The organism is Pseudomonas sp. Pseusp9, assembly GCF_059491265.1.
The window spans coordinates 1,762,252-1,781,114 of record NZ_CP168500.1 but is presented as its reverse complement, the minus strand read 5'-3'; the positions used below and the strand labels follow the sequence as shown (position 1 = coordinate 1,781,114).

Sequence of the window (18,863 nt, the reverse complement as noted above, 5' to 3'; positions counted from 1 at the left end):
AGCCAGAAATGTCCACGATTATCGGCCACAACTATATTGGCGGTCAGCGCAGCGCTGCCGGCAAAATCATCGTCAACAGCGTTGATGCCAGCACTGGCGATAACCTGCCTTACAGTTTCCATCAGGCCACCCTCGAAGAAGTCGATACCGCTGCCAAGGCTGCCGCCGTCGCTTACCCGACCTATCGCAACCTGAGCGCCGAACGACGGGCGCAGTTTCTGGAGGCCATTGCCGATGAACTCGACGCCCTCGGCGATGACTTCGTTGCCCTGGTCTGCCGTGAAACCGCACTGCCCGCCGGCCGCATTCAAGGCGAGCGAGGCCGCACCAGCGGTCAGATGCGTTTGTTCGCGAAGGTTCTGCGTCGTGGTGATTTCTACGGCGCGCGGATCGATCGGGCGTTGCCGGACCGCACGCCTTTGCCGCGTCCCGACCTGCGTCAATACCGCATCGGCCTCGGTCCGGTCGCCGTATTTGGCGCGAGCAACTTTCCCTTGGCGTTTTCCACTGCCGGCGGCGACACCGCTTCTGCATTGGCCGCTGGTTGCCCGGTCGTGTTCAAGGCTCACAGCGGCCACATGGCGACTGCAGAACTGGTCGCCGATGCGATCATCCGCGCCGCGGAAAAAACCGCAATGCCGGCCGGTGTGTTCAACATGATCTACGGCGGCGGGGTCGGTGAAGCGTTGGTCAAGCATCCGGCGATTCAGGCAGTAGGCTTTACCGGTTCGCTCAAGGGCGGGCGAGCGTTGTGCGACATGGCGGCTGCGCGCCCACAACCGATTCCAGTGTTCGCCGAGATGTCGAGCATCAATCCGGTGATTGTCTTGTCTCAGGCACTCCAGGTTCGGGCAGAAACCATCGCCCGTGACCTGACGGCGTCAGTGGTCCAGGGCTGTGGTCAGTTCTGTACCAATCCGGGTCTGGTGATCGGCATTCGCTCGCCGCAATTCAGTGCCTTCATGCAACAGGTAGCGGCGTTGATCAGTGATCAACCGGCGCAAACCATGCTCAATGCCGGCACGTTGAACAGCTATGGCAAAGGCCTGCAAAAACTCCTCGCACATTCGCAGATCGAGCATTTGGCCGGTAGCCCGCAACAGGGCAATCAAGCGCAACCGCAGCTGTTCAAGGCCGATGTCAGCCTGTTGATCAATGGCGATGAGGTCTTGCAGGAAGAAGTCTTCGGCCCGACCACGGTGTTCGTCGAAGTGGCCGATCAAGCGCAGCTCAGTGCCGCGCTGAACGGTTTGCACGGTCAACTGACGGCAACGATCATTGGTGAGCCGGCAGACTTTGAACAGTTCGGCGAGCTGACGGTGTTGCTGGAACAGAAAGTCGGGCGGATATTGCTCAACGGTTATCCGACCGGGGTGGAAGTCTGTGATTCGATGGTCCATGGCGGGCCGTATCCGGCGACGTCCGATGCGCGTGGCACCTCGGTGGGCACCTTGGCCATCGACCGCTTCCTGCGTCCGGTGTGCTTCCAGAATTTTCCGGACACTTTGCTGCCCGATGCGTTGAAAGATGCCAACCCCCTTGGTATCTCCCGCCTGGTGAATGGCCACGCCATCCGCGACAGTCTATAAAACCTGCCGTTTCACCAACGAGGAGCCAGTCACTGGCTCCTCGTCTCACAGGTGCACTCGCACATCGCTATTGCCGATCGGGTTTGAAAGACCGTCGCTCCCACAGCAGGGTGATCAGGGTTTACGCGCAATGATCACCTGACTTTTCGCCACCACGGCATCCAGCGCCTGCTTGATCTGCGTACCCCGTGGCGAGGCCAGAATCGCCTGCCAGGTATCCGCCCAGTGGTTGAGCAACGGATGGTCCGGGTTGCTGAAATCGACCTTGGCTTCCCAGAACAACAGCATCCACATCGACCAGTAGAATCCGTACTGGCTGTGGCTGATCACTTCCAGGCCGGCATCGCTGACCATGGCCTTGAACTGCTCTTCGCTGATGATGCGAATGTGGTTGGGCTTCTGAAAATACTCGGCCGCCGCGATATCTTTCTGCAGGTCTTCGGAGCTGGGATGCGGGACGCTCAGCAGATACAACGCGCCCGGTTTGCCGACGCGCACCAGTTCTGCGAGGAACTGGGCCGGATCGTCCACGTGCTCAATGACCTCGGTCGACACCACTCGCGTGGCGGTTGCATCGGCAATCGGCAGCGGGTTGCAGTCGGTGACATGGCATTCGACGTCGCGGGCCGGTGTATCGCTCAGGCGCTGGCGGGTCGCTTCGACCTTGGCCGCGTCGATATCGGCAATGATGATCTTCGCCCCACGCATTCCGCAGAAATGCACGTTGCCGCCGTCACCACAGCCCACATCCAGAAGCGTGTCCTCGGGGGTCACGGGGAATCCTGTGAACAGTTCGCCGGTTTGCTGATTGAACCAGCCGCTGAGCATCGCGTCGTGCAGGCCGAGCATATAGGGGTCGACTTTCTCCGCCACGGGTGGCGCAGGCGGTGCCTCTGGCTGCACAGGCGCGGGGGTGCCCGCCGTGAGTTTCTTCAATAGGCTCAGCATGAGGTGGCTCCAGAGGATGGGACGGCGATACGGGACGGGCTCAGGCGTTGTACCAGCGAGGCACCGCGCTGACGCATGGGCATTTCGATGAAGCGGTAGTTGAGCTCGCTCAACAGGGCGATCAGTCCGAACGCGATGAGCAACGTCGGCAGCGGATGACCCGCCGGGTTCGGCAGGTTGGCTTCCTGCAACCGAAAGGTGAATTCGCGGACCAACAGATAGGCCGGAATGTGGATCAGGTAGATACCGTAGGAGCGGCTCCCGATCCAGGTCATCACATTCTTCAACGCACCTTTGGGCATCAGGTAATCGCGATTATAGGACGCGATCCACACCAGCAGCGCGCACAACAGCGCAATCACGCCGATCCGGTAATGGGTAAAGGTGAAACGGTCTGTCGCCATGAAACCGAGCACCAGTGAAACCCCGACCAGTGCCGACAGGCCGGCCCACGGGCGGCCCAGGAAAGTCGGTTCCCAGCGCCGGTACGAAGGCTGCACGCTCCACATCGCCAACAGCACGCCAAGGGCCAGCGCGTCGGTGCGCACTACCATCAGGATCGGCGTGCGCAAGGTGAACAACTGCACCGCGACCAGCGCCAGCAATGCCCACACCAGGTGTTTGCGCAACATCACGATCAACAGCGGAAACAGAAGGTAGAACTGCTCTTCAAGCGACAGGCTCCAGTACACGAAACTGGTGCCGTACTCGTAGTGATAGAAGCTGTCGGCAAAGCGGAAATTGGCGTATTGCGCGACGCCGGCCAGGGTCGCCTGAATGTTCGCGTGCAGCGTGCCGAACGCGCCGGAGCGGTTGAGAAAAACACAGGCCAGCAACATCAGCGCCAGCCATAACCAGGCCGACGGCAGCAAACGAAAGGCCCGGCGCAACCAGAAATTGCGCGTCTGTTGCCAATACTCCCGACCCGTTGTGCAGCGGCGCAGGGCCGGGATCAGGCTGCGGGCAATGACGAAACCCGAGATCGCGAAAAACAGATCCACGCCCCACCACGGCTGGTTGTACAGCGTGATGCTCTGCAGCAATGGCACAGCCGCCGCGAACAGGCTGTCCTGCAGGTGATGAAACAGCACGCCCAGCACCGCAATGCCGCGCAGCAACTCGATGTCCATGATCCGTTTTTCGTTACTCATTCACCCTCCTGGACATGAGGTTTGCGGGCAATGATCACCTGGCTCTTGGGCATGAACTGATCCAGCATCCGCTTGATCGCCAATCCGTCGGGCTGGGCCAGCAAGTCCTGCCAGGTTCTCGCCCAGCTCTCCATCAGCGGCGGGTACGGCGCCTGAATCCGGTCGCGCACGGCCCCCCCCAAATCCCGGCCGGCGGCTCGCTCACTGGCCCAGAAGAAAATCATGCCCATGACCCAGAAAAACCCGGATGCCTGGCGATGCTCGATGACCAGGCCCGCATCCTCCACCAGTGCGGTGAATCGCTCGGGGCTGAAAATCTGCACGTGATTGGGCGATTGAAAGTAGCTGGCCGGGGCAATGCCTTTCTGCAAATGCTCGCCCACCGGCGATGGCACGCTCAGCAGGTACAGCGCACCGGGGCGGCCCATGCGCACCAGTTCGGCCATGAAGGGTTCTGGCTGATCGATGTGCTCGAGCACTTCCATGCACACGACTTTACTGGCGCAGCCCTCGGCCAATGGCAGCGGCAAACTGTTGCTGACCAGCCCCAGGTTCGGTTTGTCCGATTGTGCGGCCACTTGCCGGGCAAGTTCGCGGACCTTGTCGTACTCACTGTCGGTGAAGATCACCGAAGCGCCCTGGCGGATCGCGAACAACGTCGCCACGCCTTCACCGCAACCGACATCCAGCAAGGTGTCGTCGGCGGTGATGGCAAACCCCTTGAGCAATTCGCCGCTGTCGCCGAGAAACCAGCCGTCGAGCAGGGCGTCGTACAAACCGATATCCCTGGGCGAGACTTGCGCTTGCGGCGGGACGATCTCTACCGGTGCGGGCCACAACTTCGCAAGCAGGCGCCTGATCATGCGTCCGACGCTTGTGCGGAGTTTGCTTCACGCCGTTCCAGCAACTGCTCGAACACCACGTTCAGGCGTTGTTCGGCAACGGCCTGGCTGCAGAATCCCTGCAGGCTGCGCACGGCATGGGCCGACATCCGTTGATAGCGCTCGACGTCGTGTCTGGCGACGTCATGGCTGGCGGAAAATGCCGTACACAGCGAGTCCCAATCCGTGATGTAACGCAGGGTGCGATACGCTGCACGAGGATCGTGGGGCCAGGATGTCAGTTCGTCGGTGTCTTCGACGATAAACGCGTTGTCACGGTCGATGTAGTCGGCCATGGCGGTGTTCAACGGCGCAATTGCCGGTTTGCCGCAGGACATGAACTCCATCAACGGCAGGCACTGCCCCTCGCCGTAGGAGCAATTGACGACGTAACTGGTGGCCTCGACCAGGCGCTCGTAGTCGATGTCGGACAGATAGCCATGGATCAGTACGATGCGGCACTGATAGGACTGATTCTTGTAGACGTGGTGCAGCATGTCGTTCAGCGCATTGGCGATGTCATGGTGCGTGAGCTTGAGCACCAGGGTCGCGTCGGGCGTGTCGCGCAAGGCGGTGCAGAATGCACTGATCATGTCCTTCCAGTTCTTGCGCCCATCGTAGGGATTGAACACCGAGGTGTAGACCACGCCCTCGAGCAGCAGCTCACAGTCGCGCGGCGCTTGGTCGAAGGCGATCGGCGTGCCCTCGCGCAAGCGTTCGGGGCCGTAGGGGCGCAAGTCCGTGGTGCGACTGTCGATCAACAACCCGCGCAGGTTCAAGCGCGTGGGGCCCACGACCGGACGCTTGTCCAGAAGCTCGCCACGGGCGGCAAAACGGTCCCAGACGGGCGCCGCGATAGCGCTGATCGGGTAATCGGGGCCCATCACATCGCGCACGGCATTCACGGTAAAACTGGAATGGGTGATCGCCGTCCCGCAGGTACCCAACACCATCCGCCAGTCATGCCGTGGGTCGCCCTGCCAACTCTCGGTGGGAATGGTGCTGAACTCCCAGGCGAACACCGGAATCGTCGGGCACGCATAGTGGACCGGTGTACGATGCGGCGGAGAGAAGGACAGGAACACGCAGTCCTCGCCCCGGCTCAGGCAATCGAAATACAGCCGGTCGACCAGATCGTCCGGGTTGCTGATCTCGATCACCTGCCCCAGTCGTTCAAGCACCGGGCGAAACTCCTTGAGGACAAAGTAATAGCTGTACTCGGGCCGCCCCAGATTCTGCTGGATGTTGCTCTTGTTGGTTTCCGAATGAATGATGATCAGCACGATGCAGCCCCCGTTTCGGCAACCACCGGCACGACGTCACGGGCAGGTTCCTGTTTGAAGAACAGCGCCAGCCGCTGTTGCACCGGGGCGAAGCTGCAGTACTGGTGCATGCGTTCGCTGGCTGCGTCCGCCATGGCCTGCCAGGCGTCCGGCTGGTTCTTTGCCATGGCATAGCTGTGCTCATAAGCCATTTTCAACGAACCCCAGTCCGGACGGTGGCGCAAGGTCCGGTACAGGATGCGCGCATCTTCCGGCCAGATCGTCGGCTCCTGGCTGGACTTGACGACAAAGGCCACGCGCTCGTCGATGTAGTCGCCCATTGCCGTGTGGGTCGGGGCGATGACAGGACGGGCGCAGGACATGAACTCCATCAGCGGCAGGCACAGGCCTTCGCAACGTGAAGCGTTGACGTAGTAACTCGCCGCGCCATAGAGCCGGGCGAACTGCTCGTCCTGTAGATAACCGTGCATGACCACCACGCGACAGGCGAAGGGCGAGAGTTGGGACAGCAAGGTGAGGAGCTCGACGTAATAGGTCGACAGGTCGTTCTGGGTCATCTTCAGCACGAGCGTGGCATCTTCCACATCACGCAACGCCCAGCAGAACGCCGTGATCAGGTGATGCCAGTTCTTGCGCCCGTCATCGGGGTTGAACACGCTCACGTAGATGACGCCATCGACCTCGATTTCCACCGTTTGGCTGGTGTCGGGGAAAGCCGCCTGCGGATGTTCGTCCTGCACGGGGGCTTCGCTGATGACAGGTTCATCCGCCACTGGCGCTTCGCTGACCGCGTGTGCAACCGGCAACGCTTGAGACGTCCGAAATCTGGCCAGCCATGGGCGAACCGCATCCGGCACCAGATCGCGAACGGCTTCGCGATACCACAACAGCAGGTAATGTCTGGTTATGAAGAGGCGTCGACGCAGGGTCAATGGGGGCACCGGAGGTTCAGGCTCCGGCTCCGGCTCGGGCTCGACGATTTCCAGCGGCGGTTGCTCGATGATCGGTGCGATCAAACCATCGGCGGACAACCCCATCGAACGACTGTCCAGGATGCAACCCTTGATCTGCAACGTGGCGCCCGAGTTCACCGGCGTACCGGGATATTGTTGGCGAATGTCGGCGAAGCGTTCCCACAAAGGCGTCGGCAGCACCAGCACCGGGAAGTCATCACCCAGGGTCCGGCGGATCGCTTCAGCGGTGTGGGTGGACAAGGTGATCACTCGCCCCAGACGTGCCAGTGTCTGGCTCCAGTCCTGACGCGGATCGTTGTCCCAGTGCTCGGCGGGAATGGTGTCGAACTCCCAGGCAACCACGCACACCATCGGGCATTGCAAGTCGGTGGGCGTCTTGTGCGGTGGCGCGAACGAAATGAACAGGCAGTCCTGACCGGCCTGCAGCAACTGCCGATACAGCGGATCGACCTCGGCGGCCGATGACACCACATGCACCTGCCCGAGGCTTTCAAAGAGTGGTCGATACGCCTTGAGTACGAAGTAGTAACTGTACTCGGGACGGCCGAGACTCTGGCTGATGGAGCTGTCGTTGACGTCGGAGTAAAGAATAAAATTCATGGCATCCCACGGTGACGCCACCATCCCGGCAGCCTCACGCTATGACGGAGAGGACAGGGTTCGAGTCAGTGTTCGCTGGCGCTCGTCCATTGTCTTGCGGCCCGTCTTCGTTCTTGTTTTAGTGGTCAGTTTCTCGCAGTTTCGAAGTGACGCTGCCGAACTCTGGATCATCATGACGAGGGGCATTCTAAACACATCCATCGAGGGTTCGTGAACCGCCTGGCGAGAATAAATCGGGCCACGCTGACGAGAACTTGTCAGTCACGATTGGACTTGTTGAAATTGCCGAACAAATGGCACAAATTGGCTGGCAAACAACTACAACAAACATTTCATCTGTCTTTGCGAGCGACCCTGTTGGTTCGTGAGACCCTTCCATCAAAGCTGTAGGAATGGATGAAATGCATGACCTGGGGGTCGCTGTTGAAAAAACGTCTGTTTGTCACGGGTCTGACTGGATTCGTCGGACAACACATCCAAACGCGCTTGCAGGCCGATGCCTCGGAATGGGAACTTCTGCCTGTTCCTTGCCGCTACGATCTCGCTGCACCGGACAGTCTCGAAGGACTGTGGCCGCAAATGCCCGATGCGGTGATTCACCTGGCCGGCCAGACTTTCGTCCCGCAAGCCTTTCGTGATCCGGCAGGCACCCTGAATGTCAACCTGCTGGGCACCCTGAACCTGCTGCAAGCCCTCAAGGCGCGCGGATTCAGCGGCACGTTTCTGTACGTCAGCTCCGGTGATGTCTATGGCCAGGTCGCTGAAGCCGATCTGCCCATCACTGAATTGCAGCCACCCTGCCCACGCAACCCCTATGCCGTCAGCAAACTGTCGGCAGAGTTCCTGAGTTTGCAATGGGGCCTGAGCGAAGGCTGGCCCGTACTGGTCGCCCGCCCGTTCAACCACATCGGCAGCGGGCAGAAAGACAGCTTCGTCATCGCCAGCGCCGCCCGTCAGATCTGCCGGATCAGACAAGGCCTGCAAGCGCCACAACTGGAAGTCGGGGACATCGACGTAACGCGTGATTTCCTCGATGTCGGTGACGTGGTTTCGGCCTACCTGGCCTTGCTGGAAAAAGGTACGCCTGGGCAGGTCTACAACATTTGCTCGGGGCGCGAGCAGAGCATTCGCAGTTTGATCGAGCAACTGGCAGAACTTGCCGGGATCGACCTGCAACTCGTCCAGGATCCTGCACGACTTCGCCGCGCAGATCAGCGTCGGGTGTGTGGCAGCCCTGCCAGGCTGAGCCAGATCACCGGATGGAAGCCTGAAATCACAACACAACAATCCCTGCGGACGATCCTGTCCGACTGGGAGAAGCGAGTACGACAAGAATGACTAAAAGTGCATTGATCACAGGTATCACCGGCCAGGATGGCGCGTATCTGGCCAAACTGCTGCTCGACAAGGGTTACAAAGTCCACGGTCTGGTCGCGCGTCGCAGCAGCGACTCGCGCTGGCGTCTGCGCGAGATGGGGGTCGAAGCGGACATCGTCTACCTGGACGGCGACATGGCCGATGCCTGTTCAGTGCAGCGCGCGGTGATCAAGTCGGCGCCGGACGAGGTCTACAACCTCGCCGCGCAAAGTTTTGTCGCGGCCTCCTGGGACCAGCCGGTGACCACCGGCATCGTCGACGGCCTGGGCGTTACCCACTTGCTCGAAGCGATCCGCCAGTTCAGTCCGCACACGCGTTTCTACCAGGCGTCCACCAGCGAAATGTTCGGTCTGATCCAGGCCGAGCAGCAGGACGAGAACACACCGTTCTATCCGCGCAGCCCTTATGGCGTGGCCAAGTTGTATGGCCACTGGATCACCGTGAACTACCGCGAAAGCTTCAACCTGCACGCCAGCAGCGGGATTCTGTTCAACCATGAATCACCGCTGCGCGGCATCGAGTTCGTGACGCGCAAAGTCACCGACGCCGCCGCCCGGATCAAGCAGGGCAAACAGCAGGAGCTGCGCCTGGGCAACATCGACGCCAAGCGCGATTGGGGCTTTGCCGGGGACTACGTCGAAGCCATGTGGCTGATGCTGCAACAGGACAAACCCGATGACTTCGTGGTGGCCACCGGCGTGACCACCACCGTGCGCGAGATGTGCCGGATCGCCTTCGATCATGTGGGCCTGAACTACCGTGATTACGTGAAGATCGACCCGGCGTTCTTGCGCCCGGCCGAAGTGGAAGTGTTGCTCGGCAATCCGGCCAAGGCCCTGCGTGTGCTGGGCTGGAAGCCAAAAACCGACCTGGATGCCTTGATCCGCATGATGATGGATGCGGACATGAAGCGCGTTGCCAAGGAGTAGGCCATGCTGATTCCCGTGATTCTCTCCGGCGGTGCCGGGACAAGGTTGTGGCCGGTGTCGCGTGAAGGCCATCCCAAACCGTTCATGGCATTGCCTGACGGCCAGTCGCTGCTGGGCAAGACCTATCGGCGCGCCGCGGACCTGCTCGACGGCTGGGGCGATATCGTCACGGTGACCAACCGCGAGTACTACTTCCAGAGCAAGGATCACTTTCGGGACGCGCACCTTGGCCGCCATCGCGGGCACTTCCTGCTGGAGCCGACGGGGCGCAATACGGCGCCGGCCATTGCCGCCGCCGCCCTCTCGCTCCAGGCCCTGCATGGCGACGATGCGATCATGCTGGTCATGCCTGCCGACCATCTGATCGTCAATGTCGACGCACTGAAAGACGCGGTCGAGCATGCCGTGACATTGGCCAGGCGCGGTCACCTGGTGACCTTCGGTGTGGTGCCGACCGCTCCGCAAACCGGGTTTGGCTACATTGAAGCCGGCATACCACTGGACGACAAGGGCGCTGCCAGCGTGCGGCGTTTCGTCGAAAAACCCGACCTGCAAACCGCGACTCATTATGTGGAAAGCGGCAACTTCCTGTGGAACTCCGGGATGTTCTGCTTCTCGGTCGCCACCCTGCTGGCCGAACTGCAAATCCATGCGCCCGCTTTGCTGGAGCAGACGCAAACCTGCATGGCCGCCAGCACCCCCGTGGAGAACGCCGGGAGCGTGCAACAGGAACTGTCACCGGTCCTGTTTGGCGAAATCATGGACATTTCCATCGACTACGCGTTGATGGAGCGCTCCGACAAGGTGGTGGTCGTGCCCGCGCGTTTCGACTGGAGCGACATCGGCTCCTGGGGTGCGGTGGCCGCGCTGGTGCCGGCGGATGCACAGAACAATCGCGCCGTCGGCGAGTCGGTTTTCATCGACAGCCACAACAATTTCGTCCAGAGCGATAACCGCCTGGTCGCGACCGTGGGTGTGGATAACCTGATCATCGTCGACACCGCCGACGCGGTGCTGGTGGCCCACGCCGACCGCGCCCAGGATGTGCGCCGGGTGGCCAGGCAGCTCAAGGACAAAGAGCACGAAGCCTATCGCCTGCACCGCACGGTCAGCCGGCCATGGGGCACCTATACCGTGCTTGAGGAAGGTCCACGCTTCAAGATCAAGCGCATCGTGGTCAAGCCCGGTGCCAAGTTGTCGCTGCAGATGCACCACCATCGCAATGAACACTGGGTGGTGGTCGAAGGCATGGCCAAGGTCACCAACAATGGCACCGGCACGCACCTGGTGGCCAAGAACGAATCGACCTTCATTGCCGCCGGTCACAAGCATCGCCTGGAGAATCCCGGCGTGATCGACCTGGTGATCATCGAAGTGCAAAGTGGCGAATACCTGGGAGAGGACGACATCGTCCGCTTCGAAGATCAATACGGCAGGACGGTTTGAATGCTGCGTAATCTTTACCAATCGCTGTGGAGTTACCGGGGCTTCATCCTCGGCAGTGTCAAACGGGAGTTTCAGGCGCGTTATCGCAACTCGCTGTTCGGTGCCTTGTGGACCGTGCTCAATCCGCTGTCGATGATCCTGGTCTACACGGTGATCTTCTCCACTATCATGCGCGCCCGCTTGCCGGGCGTGGACGACGGGTTGGCCTATAGCGTCTACCTGTGCGCCGGCCTGCTGACCTGGGGACTGTTCGCCGAGATCACGACGCGCAGCCAGAGCATGTTCCTGGAAAACGCCAACCTGCTGAAGAAAATCAGCTTCCCGCGCATCTGCCTGCCGGTCATCGTGCTGCTCAATGCCGGGATCAATTTCGCGATCATCCTGGGGTTGTTCCTCGGTTTCCTGCTGATCAGCGGGCGACTGCCCGGCATGGCGTTGCTGGCGCTGTTGCCGTTGCTGGCCCTGCAAGTGATCTTCGCCGCAGGGCTGGGGATGATTCTGGGCGTGCTCAACGTGTTCTTTCGCGACGTCGGGCAGTTTTTCGGCATCTGCCTGCAATTCTGGTTCTGGCTGACGCCCATCGTTTATCCGCTGTCGATCCTGCCGCCGGGCATCCAGCGCTTTATCGGGCTGAACCCGATGACGGCGCTGATGAACAGCTACCAGAACCTGTTTCTCTACAACCAATGGCCAGACTGGAGCTCGCTGGTCCCGTTGCTGGTGATCGGCCTTTTGTTCTGTGGGATGGCGCTGCGGCTGTTCCGCCAGCGTGTCGGTGAAATGGTGGACGAGCTCTGATGGGACATATACGTGTCAATGGCCTGGGCAAGGCCTACAAGCAGTACCCGAATCGCTGGAGCCGGCTGTTCGAATGGCTGGTGCCGTTTTCCCGCACCCGGCATCAACTGCACTGGGTCCTGCAAGGGGTCGATTTCGAGATTCAGCCGGGCGAAGCCGTGGGCATCGTCGGGGTCAACGGTGCGGGCAAAAGCACGCTGTTGAAGATGATCACCGGCACCACCCAGCCCACCTGCGGCGACATCCACTTGCAAGGTCGCGTGGCGGCGCTGCTGGAGCTGGGCATGGGTTTCCATCCGGACTTCACCGGTCGGCAGAACACCTTCATGGCGGGCCAGTTGCTCGGCATGCAGGTCGAAGAAATCGAAGCGCTTATGCCGGAAATCGAGAGCTTCGCCGAAATCGGCGAGGCCATTGACCATCCGGTTCGTACCTATTCCAGTGGCATGCAGATGCGCCTGGCGTTCAGCGTGGCCACTGCGCGGCGCCCGGACATCCTGATCGTCGATGAAGCGCTGTCCGTGGGTGATGCCTACTTCCAGCACAAAAGCTTTGATCGCATCCGCAACTTCCGCAAGGCCGGCACCACGTTGCTGATCGTGTCCCACGACCGCTCGGCGATCCAGTCGATCTGCGACACCGCGATCCTCCTGGAAAACGGGCGCATGGCCATGCGCGGCAAGCCCGAAGAAGTGATGGACTACTACAACGCCATGCTCGCCCAACGCGAGGGCCAGACGGTGCGCCAGGAAATGCTCGCCAACGGGCAGGTACAAACCATCTCCGGAACAGGCGAAGCGGGCATTCTCAGCGTTCGCCTGCTTGACCCGAAGGGCCGCTCGGTGGAAGTAGCGGAAGTCGGTCAGGCAATGGTCCTGGAAGTGCAGGTCGAGGTGCGCCAGGACATCGAGCGGCTGATTCTCGGTTTCATGATCAAGGATCGCCTCGGCCAGCCCATGTACGGCATCAATACCCACCGGGTCGACAAAGCCCTCACCGACCTGAGTGCCGGCGAACGCGTCACCTACCGTTTTGCCTTCGACATGCGCCTGGGCAAAGGCAATTATTCGGTGGCCCTGAGCCTGTCGCGGCTGGATTCGCACCTGGATCGCAATTTCGAATGGCGTGACTACGGGCTGGTCTTCCACGTGATCAACAATCGCCAGGAGGACTTCGTAGGATGCTCCTGGCTCGAAGCGCAGACCAGCGTGACCCGTTCCAGTGAGAGTCGGGTGCAATCCATTGGGGAAACACGATGACCAGACTGTTGGTGGAATGTACCTATGTCTTCGAACACCCGGATGCCAACTCGGGCATTCAACGGGTCGTTCGCAATGTAATTCAGCAACTGCCGGCCGCAGACACCCAGCGTGAATGCATACCGGTGGTGATGCTCAATGGCGCGTTGTTCGAGGTTAAAAGCCTGGCGCCCCTGCCCACCGTCAAAGTGGACCTGAAGAGCCTGCGGGTGAAGCTCGAACAGTTCGCCAATCAGTTCTGGCTGCGCCACCGCACGCTGGAACGACGCCGCCCGTTCAGTACATCGAAGTTCGCCCGCCTGGTGCTTTACGTCGGTTGCCGTCTGACCGCGTTCGCCTGCCTGAGCCTGCCGATACGCCTGCTCGACCGGGCGCTCAAGGGTAAACCGGTGCCCCAGCGCTGCGTGCCGTTGCAGCATCGCGCCGGCGATCAACTGGTGCTGCTGGATTCGTCCTGGCACGCCAACTTCTTCCCCCTGGCCGAGCAACTCAAGCGTGACGGGGTCGGCATCATTTCGGTGATCTACGACCTGATTCCCCTGACCCATCCGCAGTTCTGCGATGCCGGACTGGTGAAGGTGTTCAACGAATGGTTCGACTGGATCGCCCGCACCGCCGATGGCTACGTGGCGATCTCGACCACCATCCGTGACCAGGTTCGCCAGGAGATGACCCGCAGGATCGGTGCCGCGCAGGTTCAGCGGCGCTGGTTCGACTACTTTCACCTCGGCTCCGAACTCGACCTGAGCGATGCCCGTTCAGCCGTCGACCCGGGGCTGCTGCAGATGTTCAAGTCAAAAGACCCGGTATTCCTGATGGTCAGCACCATCGAACCGCGCAAGAACCATGCGTATCTGCTGGACGCATTCGAGCGCGCCTGGGCCGCCGGGTCCAAGGCCCGGTTGTGCATCGTCGGCAAGATTGGCTGGAAGTGCGAGGCGCTGATCGAGCGTATCCGCCAACATCCGCAGTTGAACCAGCGCCTGTTCATGTTCAACACGCTCTCGGACAAGAGCCTGGAGCACGCCTATACCCACGCGACCTCGCTGGTGTTCCCGTCCTACGTCGAAGGCTTCGGTTTGCCGCTGGTGGAAGCCATGCAGCGAGGCCTGCCGGCGATGGCCAGCGATATCCCGGTGTTCCGCGAAATCGGTGGCGAGTACATGGCGTATTTCGACCTCGGCGACCCGCAGAACCTCGCCGACATGGTCATCGACATGGAGCGTGGCGGCGCATTTCCCGCGCCCCTCGACCTGGATAACTGGCGTTGGCTGAACTGGCGCGAGGCTAGCGCGCAACTGGTCGAACGCATCCAGCACAACCTGCACAGCGATGCGCAGGTGCCTGAGAGTCAGCATGCGAATTGCCCTTAACGCCCGCATCCTCCAGGCCCCGCGCACAGGCATCGGCCACTACGTCGCCGAACTGGCGACGGCCCTGGCCCGGGAACCGGACGTCGAGTTGTCGTTGTTCCATGGCTGGGGCTGGAGTTCGACCCTGCCTGAGGCGGCAATGCCCGGTTACTCGCGTCTGACGCCGTTGCTGCGACAGATCCCGGGGGCCTATCAGGCGCGGCGCTGGCTGGAGCAGAAGCGTTTCGACCAGCGCCCCTCCCAGGCCATCGATCTGTATCACGAGCCGAGTCTGTGGCCTCTGTCGTTCAATGGCCCGACCATCATCACGCTGCATGACCTTACGCACCTGCACTATCCCGAAACCCAACCACCGGCACGCCTGCGCGAAATCGAGCGGCGCCTGGCCGACGGCGTACAACGGGCGCGGCTGATTTTGACCGACTCGCAGCACATCGCCGATGAAGCGCAGGCCTGGTTCGCTCTGCCGGCCGAACGCTTCGTGGTGGCACCGCTGGGTGTGGCCGCACGGTTCCACCCGCGTGAACCCGAGGCCATCGACCGGGTCCTCAAGGCCCATGGCGTCGAGGCGCGGGAGTATTTTCTCTGCGTCGGCACCCTGGAGCCGCGCAAGAACCTGACCCAAGCCCTGCGCGCCCATGCGCTACTGCCGGAAACCGTGCGCCAGCGTTTCCCCTTGCTGATCGCCGGCATGGCCGGCTGGCAGCGCCAGCAGTTCAACGACGAATTGGGTTCGGCCCTCGCCTCAGGTCATGTGTGCCTGCTGGGGTACCTGCCCGATGAGGATCTGGCGCAGTTGCTGGCCGGTGCCCGGGCGCTGGTCTTCCCTTCGTTGTACGAGGGCTTCGGTCTGCCGGTGCTGGAAGCCATGGCCAGTGGCACCCCGGTGATTCTGACGGGTATATCGGCGATGCCGGAGGTGGCTGGCGATGCCGGCAACTACATCGAGGGGCACGACCCAGGCACCTTGCGCGATGCCATGCAGCGGTTGATCGACGACCCGGTGCACTGGCAGGCCTGTCGCGAAGCTGGTTTGCAGCGGGCGAAGCTTTTTTCCTGGGAGCGTTGTGCGACGGTGACCGCCCGCGCCTACCGCCAGGCTATGGAGTACTGATATGCGCGTTCTGCACTTTTACAAAACCTACTTGCCCGACTCCATGGGTGGCGTCGCGCAAGTCATTTTCCAGATGAGCGAAATTGGCGTGCGCCATGGTGTCGACAGCACGGTACTGACCCTGAGCAATAACCCGGCGCCGGGCGCATTGCAGATCCGCGAGCACCAGGTGCATCAGGCCAGGATGGATTTTCAACTCGCCTCCACCGGTTTTTCCTACAGCGTGTTCAAGCAATTTCGTGAGCTCGCGGCTGAGGCCGACGTGGTCAACTACCACTTCCCCTGGCCCTTCATGGACCTGGTGCATTTTGCAAGCTCCACCAAAAAGCCCAGCGTGGTCAGTTATCACTCCGACATCATCCGCCAGCGTCTTCTGCTCAAGCTGTACCGTCCGCTGATGCGCCGGTTCCTGGACAGCGCCGATCGAATCACCGTGGCGTCCCCCAACTACTTTCACACCAGCGATGTGCTCAAGGACTACCGGGACAAGACCCGGGTCATCACCTATGGCCTGGACAAGTCGGGTTATCCGAAGCACGACGCGGCCCGCACCGAGCGCTGGCGCCAGAAGCTGGGGGACAAGTTCTTCCTGTTCGTCGGTGTGATGCGCTACTACAAAGGGCTGCACATCCTGCTTGAAGCGATGCAGGGGCTGAACTATCCCGTGGTGATCGTCGGCGCCGGCCCGCTGGAAGCGGAACTGCATGCCCAGGCCAGGGCGCTGGGCCTGCAGAACCTGTACTTCCTCGGCTTCCTCGACGATGAGGACAAGGTCGCCTTGCTCGAGTTAAGTTATGCGGTGGTGTTCCCGTCGCACCTGCGCTCCGAAGCCTTTGGCATTTCGCTGCTGGAAGGCGCGATGTTTGGCAAACCGATGATCTCCAGTGAAATCGGCACGGGCACCAGTTACATCAACATCCATAACGAAACCGGGTTGGTAGTGCCACCGAACAATCCATTGGCGTTTCGTGAGGCGATGCGTACGCTGTGGGAAAACCCGCTGCTGGCCGCACAAATGGGCGAGAAGGCGCAGGCCCGTTATCAAAACCTGTTCACGGCGGACGAAATGGGTCGCAAATGGGCGGCCTTGTATGAGGAACTGCTGGAAGAAAAATCCCTCGCCTACGCATGACGCCGATCCCGCGATGTAGAATTTCCATGGCCTGCACACGACGTGTGCAGGCCGTCGACTTTCTCTATCAACCTTTTCCTGACTGTTGAACGCCTATGCAACGCCTGCTCAATGACCGCCTGGACTGGAACCTGCTGCGCACCTTTCGGGTGATTGGCCAGGAGCTGAGCATCAGCCGCGCGGCCGCCCGCCTGCACCTGACACAACCGGCAGTGAGCCAGGCCCTCAAGCGCCTGGAAGAACAACTGGGCCGCCAACTGATTGCCCGTCGCGGGCCACGCTTTGCCCTGACCGAAGTCGGCGAGCAGATCTTCGCCCTGGCCGGGGAAATCTACGGGCAAATGTCCCAGGTCAGCAGCGTGCTGGAACAACCGGCCGACGAAGTGATCGGCAAAGTGCGGTTGCTGATCATCAGCCGGATCTTCTCCGAGCGCTTTGATGACTTCCTCGCCGACTTCCATCGCCAATACCCGCGTGTGGATCTGGAAGTCGATGTGATGCGCAGTTCCGACATCGTCAGCGCACTCCAGGAAAAAACCGCGACCCTGGGCCTGAGCCTCAATCGGCGCCCGCAGCCACGCCTGGAGCAGCGCCTGTTCCTGCGTCAGCGCTATGCGTTTTTCTGCGGCAAGCATCACGCCATGTTCGGCCAACAGGACGTCGCCGAAGGGGATTTGCAGCGGGAGAATTTCGTCAGTTTCACCAGTGACCAGATCGGCGGCATGCTCTCGCCACTGACGATTTTTCGCGACCAGCAGGGTTTCAGCGGCCGCATCGTTGCGTCCTCACCAAGCCTGGAAGAAGTGCGGCGACTGGTGATCGCCGGCTTCGGTATCGGCTGTTTGCCCGAACATGTGGTGGCGGCCGACGTCGACGCCGGATTGCTCTGGCGCCTGCCGCCCCACGAGGGAATTGCCGATGTGGACATTCATTTGCTGTGGAACCGCGAACAGCGCATGAGCCGGGCCGAGACGATCTTTCTCGAAAGCCTGCAGCAACGGCTGACGGACTAAACGCGCAGGACTTGCGCCACCGGCTCACCAGCGCGCAAGCGTTCGAGCAAGCGCGGTTCGGCACGATCCGAGGCCAGCGCCTGTTCAATCACGGCCGCCACAGTTTCCGTGTCGAGAAACAACACGCCGTTGTCGTCCGCCAGTACCCAATCCCCCGGTTGCACCAACACGCCGGCGCAGTGGATGGGCTGGTTGATGGCGCTGTCGCCGCGACCGTGCAACTTGGTGGTCAACAGGCTGGTGCCGCGGGCGAACACCGGCAAGCCGGCTTCGCGCAACTCCAGCAGATCGGTCACTGCACCGTCCACCACAATACCCACGGCCCCGGCACAGCGTGCCGCGCAACTGGTCACCGCACCGACCGGAGCGTGCCGATGGTCGCCACCGGTATCGATCACCAGCACGTCACCCGGTCTGATTTGCGCCAGGGCCCGGTTGACGGCAATGGCATCGGCGCCCACCAGTTTCAGGGTCAGCGCACGGCCAACGACTTTCACATTGGGCACCATGGCCCGCAGTTGCGGGTCGGCAAAACCCTCTTCGAGAAAATGCCCAAGGGTCGGAAAGCTCACGGCCTTGAGCTGTTCGATCAGTAGCGACTCATCCATGTTGCGGCTCTCCGGCAATCAGTTCGGCGACACAGTCGATTTCCAGCGACACACCCCACAGCGTCACGCACACCGTGGTGCGCGCCGGTGGCGCATGGCCGAGGAACTCGCGGTACACGGCATTGAACGGCTCCAGCTGTGCGGGATCGGTCAGGTAGGCATTGACCTTGATCACGTGGCTGAAACCGGACCCGGCTGCAATCAGGATCGCTTCCAGGTTGCGCAAGGTTTGCCGCACCTGCTCCGGGAAATCAGCGGGCTGTTCGTCGAGGCTGTTGCGGGCCGGAATCTGCCCGGCGGTAAACACCAGGTGGCCGCTGACCACGGCCTGGGAGTAAGGGCCGACCGGGCCGATGTAGCCCGGGGCCGATTGAATTCTGCGCATGGG

17 protein-coding genes are annotated in these 18,863 nt (G+C 61.3%); 10 read left to right on the top strand and 7 right to left on the bottom strand.

Annotated features, from left to right (window positions below; translation table 11 throughout):
* The first annotated feature begins 8 nt into the window (after positions 1-8).
* Complete coding sequence (locus ACEN8E_RS08110) at positions 9-1,589, top strand: aldehyde dehydrogenase (NADP(+)) (RefSeq protein ID WP_495592144.1); 1,581 nt, start codon at positions 9-11, stop codon at positions 1,587-1,589.
* Between the two features lie 114 nt (positions 1,590-1,703).
* On the opposite strand, the gene ACEN8E_RS08105 is transcribed toward ACEN8E_RS08110, so the two are convergent.
* From ACEN8E_RS08105 to ACEN8E_RS08085, 5 genes are read right to left on the bottom strand one after another with little or no spacing between them, the layout of a single operon-like run.
* The gene (locus ACEN8E_RS08105; protein WP_495592143.1) at positions 1,704-2,537 is read right to left on the bottom strand and encodes a class I SAM-dependent methyltransferase; all 834 of its coding nucleotides are present in this window, start codon (positions 2,535-2,537) and stop codon (positions 1,704-1,706) included.
* Positions 2,531-3,688 (bottom strand): acyltransferase family protein, encoded by a 1,158-nt coding sequence (locus ACEN8E_RS08100; protein ID WP_495592142.1) that lies wholly within the window; start codon positions 3,686-3,688, stop codon positions 2,531-2,533. Before ACEN8E_RS08100 ends, ACEN8E_RS08105 begins: the two co-directional genes overlap by 7 nt.
* Positions 3,685-4,551 (bottom strand): class I SAM-dependent methyltransferase, encoded by an 867-nt coding sequence (locus tag ACEN8E_RS08095; RefSeq protein ID WP_495592141.1) that lies wholly within the window; start codon positions 4,549-4,551, stop codon positions 3,685-3,687. The genes ACEN8E_RS08100 and ACEN8E_RS08095 overlap by 4 nt, the downstream gene beginning before the upstream one ends.
* Positions 4,548-5,852, bottom strand: coding sequence for a glycosyltransferase (locus ACEN8E_RS08090; protein ID WP_495592140.1), 1,305 nt, complete (start codon positions 5,850-5,852; stop codon positions 4,548-4,550). Before ACEN8E_RS08090 ends, ACEN8E_RS08095 begins: the two co-directional genes overlap by 4 nt.
* A complete protein-coding gene (locus ACEN8E_RS08085) occupies positions 5,846-7,426 on the bottom strand; it encodes a glycosyltransferase (RefSeq protein ID WP_495592139.1) in 1,581 nt (526 codons plus the stop codon). Before ACEN8E_RS08085 ends, ACEN8E_RS08090 begins: the two co-directional genes overlap by 7 nt.
* A 423-nt stretch (positions 7,427-7,849) precedes the next feature.
* Here ACEN8E_RS08085 and ACEN8E_RS08080 point away from each other — a divergent pair, with 423 nt between their 5' ends.
* The 9 genes from ACEN8E_RS08080 to ACEN8E_RS08040 all read left to right on the top strand — a co-directional run bounded on the left by ACEN8E_RS08080 (position 7,850) and on the right by ACEN8E_RS08040 (position 17,867).
* Complete coding sequence (locus ACEN8E_RS08080; protein WP_495593290.1) at positions 7,850-8,764, top strand: GDP-mannose 4,6-dehydratase; 915 nt, start codon at positions 7,850-7,852, stop codon at positions 8,762-8,764.
* On the top strand, positions 8,761-9,732 hold the full coding sequence (gmd, locus tag ACEN8E_RS08075) for a GDP-mannose 4,6-dehydratase (protein ID WP_495592138.1): 972 nt from the start codon (positions 8,761-8,763) through the stop codon (positions 9,730-9,732). Before ACEN8E_RS08080 ends, gmd begins: the two co-directional genes overlap by 4 nt.
* 3 nt (positions 9,733-9,735) lie before the next feature.
* A complete protein-coding gene (locus tag ACEN8E_RS08070) occupies positions 9,736-11,178 on the top strand; it encodes a mannose-1-phosphate guanylyltransferase/mannose-6-phosphate isomerase (RefSeq protein ID WP_495592137.1) in 1,443 nt (480 codons plus the stop codon).
* The gene (locus tag ACEN8E_RS08065; RefSeq protein ID WP_495592136.1) at positions 11,179-11,976 is read left to right on the top strand and encodes an ABC transporter permease; all 798 of its coding nucleotides are present in this window, start codon (positions 11,179-11,181) and stop codon (positions 11,974-11,976) included.
* Positions 11,976-13,235 (top strand): ABC transporter ATP-binding protein, encoded by a 1,260-nt coding sequence (locus ACEN8E_RS08060; protein ID WP_495592135.1) that lies wholly within the window; start codon positions 11,976-11,978, stop codon positions 13,233-13,235. The genes ACEN8E_RS08065 and ACEN8E_RS08060 overlap by 1 nt, the downstream gene beginning before the upstream one ends.
* Positions 13,232-14,608: a glycosyltransferase family 4 protein gene (locus ACEN8E_RS08055; RefSeq protein ID WP_495592134.1), complete on the top strand. Its 1,377-nt coding sequence runs from the start codon at positions 13,232-13,234 to the stop codon at positions 14,606-14,608. The genes ACEN8E_RS08060 and ACEN8E_RS08055 overlap by 4 nt, the downstream gene beginning before the upstream one ends.
* Positions 14,592-15,722 (top strand): glycosyltransferase family 4 protein, encoded by a 1,131-nt coding sequence (locus ACEN8E_RS08050; protein WP_495592133.1) that lies wholly within the window; start codon positions 14,592-14,594, stop codon positions 15,720-15,722. Before ACEN8E_RS08055 ends, ACEN8E_RS08050 begins: the two co-directional genes overlap by 17 nt.
* A 1-nt stretch (position 15,723) precedes the next feature.
* Positions 15,724-16,854 carry a glycosyltransferase family 4 protein gene (locus ACEN8E_RS08045; protein WP_495592132.1) on the top strand — a complete coding sequence of 377 codons (1,131 nt, stop codon included), beginning with the start codon at positions 15,724-15,726 and terminating at the stop codon, positions 16,852-16,854.
* Positions 16,855-16,949: 95 nt separating this feature from the next.
* The gene (locus ACEN8E_RS08040) at positions 16,950-17,867 is read left to right on the top strand and encodes a LysR family transcriptional regulator (protein WP_057397602.1); all 918 of its coding nucleotides are present in this window, start codon (positions 16,950-16,952) and stop codon (positions 17,865-17,867) included.
* Here the strand turns inward: ACEN8E_RS08040 and ACEN8E_RS08035 are convergent.
* Both ACEN8E_RS08035 and ACEN8E_RS08030 read right to left on the bottom strand, forming a co-directional pair.
* On the bottom strand, positions 17,864-18,475 hold the full coding sequence (locus ACEN8E_RS08035) for an RraA family protein (RefSeq protein ID WP_495592131.1): 612 nt from the start codon (positions 18,473-18,475) through the stop codon (positions 17,864-17,866). The genes ACEN8E_RS08040 and ACEN8E_RS08035 overlap by 4 nt on opposite strands.
* A complete protein-coding gene (locus tag ACEN8E_RS08030) occupies positions 18,468-18,860 on the bottom strand; it encodes a RidA family protein (protein ID WP_495592130.1) in 393 nt (130 codons plus the stop codon). Before ACEN8E_RS08030 ends, ACEN8E_RS08035 begins: the two co-directional genes overlap by 8 nt.
* Positions 18,861-18,863 lie beyond the last annotated feature (3 nt).

Excerpts from the sequence above, each read along its gene's own strand:
- ACEN8E_RS08110 (WP_495592144.1), top strand. The coding sequence starts at position 9 with ATGTCCACGATTATCGGCCACAACTATATTGGCGGTCAGCGCAGCGCT.
- ACEN8E_RS08105 (WP_495592143.1), bottom strand. The coding sequence starts at position 2,537 with ATGCTGAGCCTATTGAAGAAACTCACGGCGGGCACCCCCGCGCCTGTG.
- ACEN8E_RS08100 (WP_495592142.1), bottom strand. The coding sequence starts at position 3,688 with ATGAGTAACGAAAAACGGATCATGGACATCGAGTTGCTGCGCGGCATT.
- ACEN8E_RS08095 (WP_495592141.1), bottom strand. The coding sequence starts at position 4,551 with ATGATCAGGCGCCTGCTTGCGAAGTTGTGGCCCGCACCGGTAGAGATC.
- ACEN8E_RS08085 (WP_495592139.1), bottom strand. The coding sequence starts at position 7,426 with ATGAATTTTATTCTTTACTCCGACGTCAACGACAGCTCCATCAGCCAG.
- gmd (WP_495592138.1), top strand. The coding sequence starts at position 8,761 with ATGACTAAAAGTGCATTGATCACAGGTATCACCGGCCAGGATGGCGCG.
- ACEN8E_RS08070 (WP_495592137.1), top strand. The coding sequence starts at position 9,736 with ATGCTGATTCCCGTGATTCTCTCCGGCGGTGCCGGGACAAGGTTGTGG.
- ACEN8E_RS08065 (WP_495592136.1), top strand. The coding sequence starts at position 11,179 with ATGCTGCGTAATCTTTACCAATCGCTGTGGAGTTACCGGGGCTTCATC.
- ACEN8E_RS08060 (WP_495592135.1), top strand. The coding sequence starts at position 11,976 with ATGGGACATATACGTGTCAATGGCCTGGGCAAGGCCTACAAGCAGTAC.
- ACEN8E_RS08055 (WP_495592134.1), top strand. The coding sequence starts at position 13,232 with ATGACCAGACTGTTGGTGGAATGTACCTATGTCTTCGAACACCCGGAT.
- ACEN8E_RS08050 (WP_495592133.1), top strand. The coding sequence starts at position 14,592 with ATGCGAATTGCCCTTAACGCCCGCATCCTCCAGGCCCCGCGCACAGGC.
- ACEN8E_RS08045 (WP_495592132.1), top strand. The coding sequence starts at position 15,724 with ATGCGCGTTCTGCACTTTTACAAAACCTACTTGCCCGACTCCATGGGT.
- ACEN8E_RS08040 (WP_057397602.1), top strand. The coding sequence starts at position 16,950 with ATGCAACGCCTGCTCAATGACCGCCTGGACTGGAACCTGCTGCGCACC.
- ACEN8E_RS08035 (WP_495592131.1), bottom strand. The coding sequence starts at position 18,475 with ATGGATGAGTCGCTACTGATCGAACAGCTCAAGGCCGTGAGCTTTCCG.
- ACEN8E_RS08030 (WP_495592130.1), bottom strand. The coding sequence starts at position 18,860 with ATGCGCAGAATTCAATCGGCCCCGGGCTACATCGGCCCGGTCGGCCCT.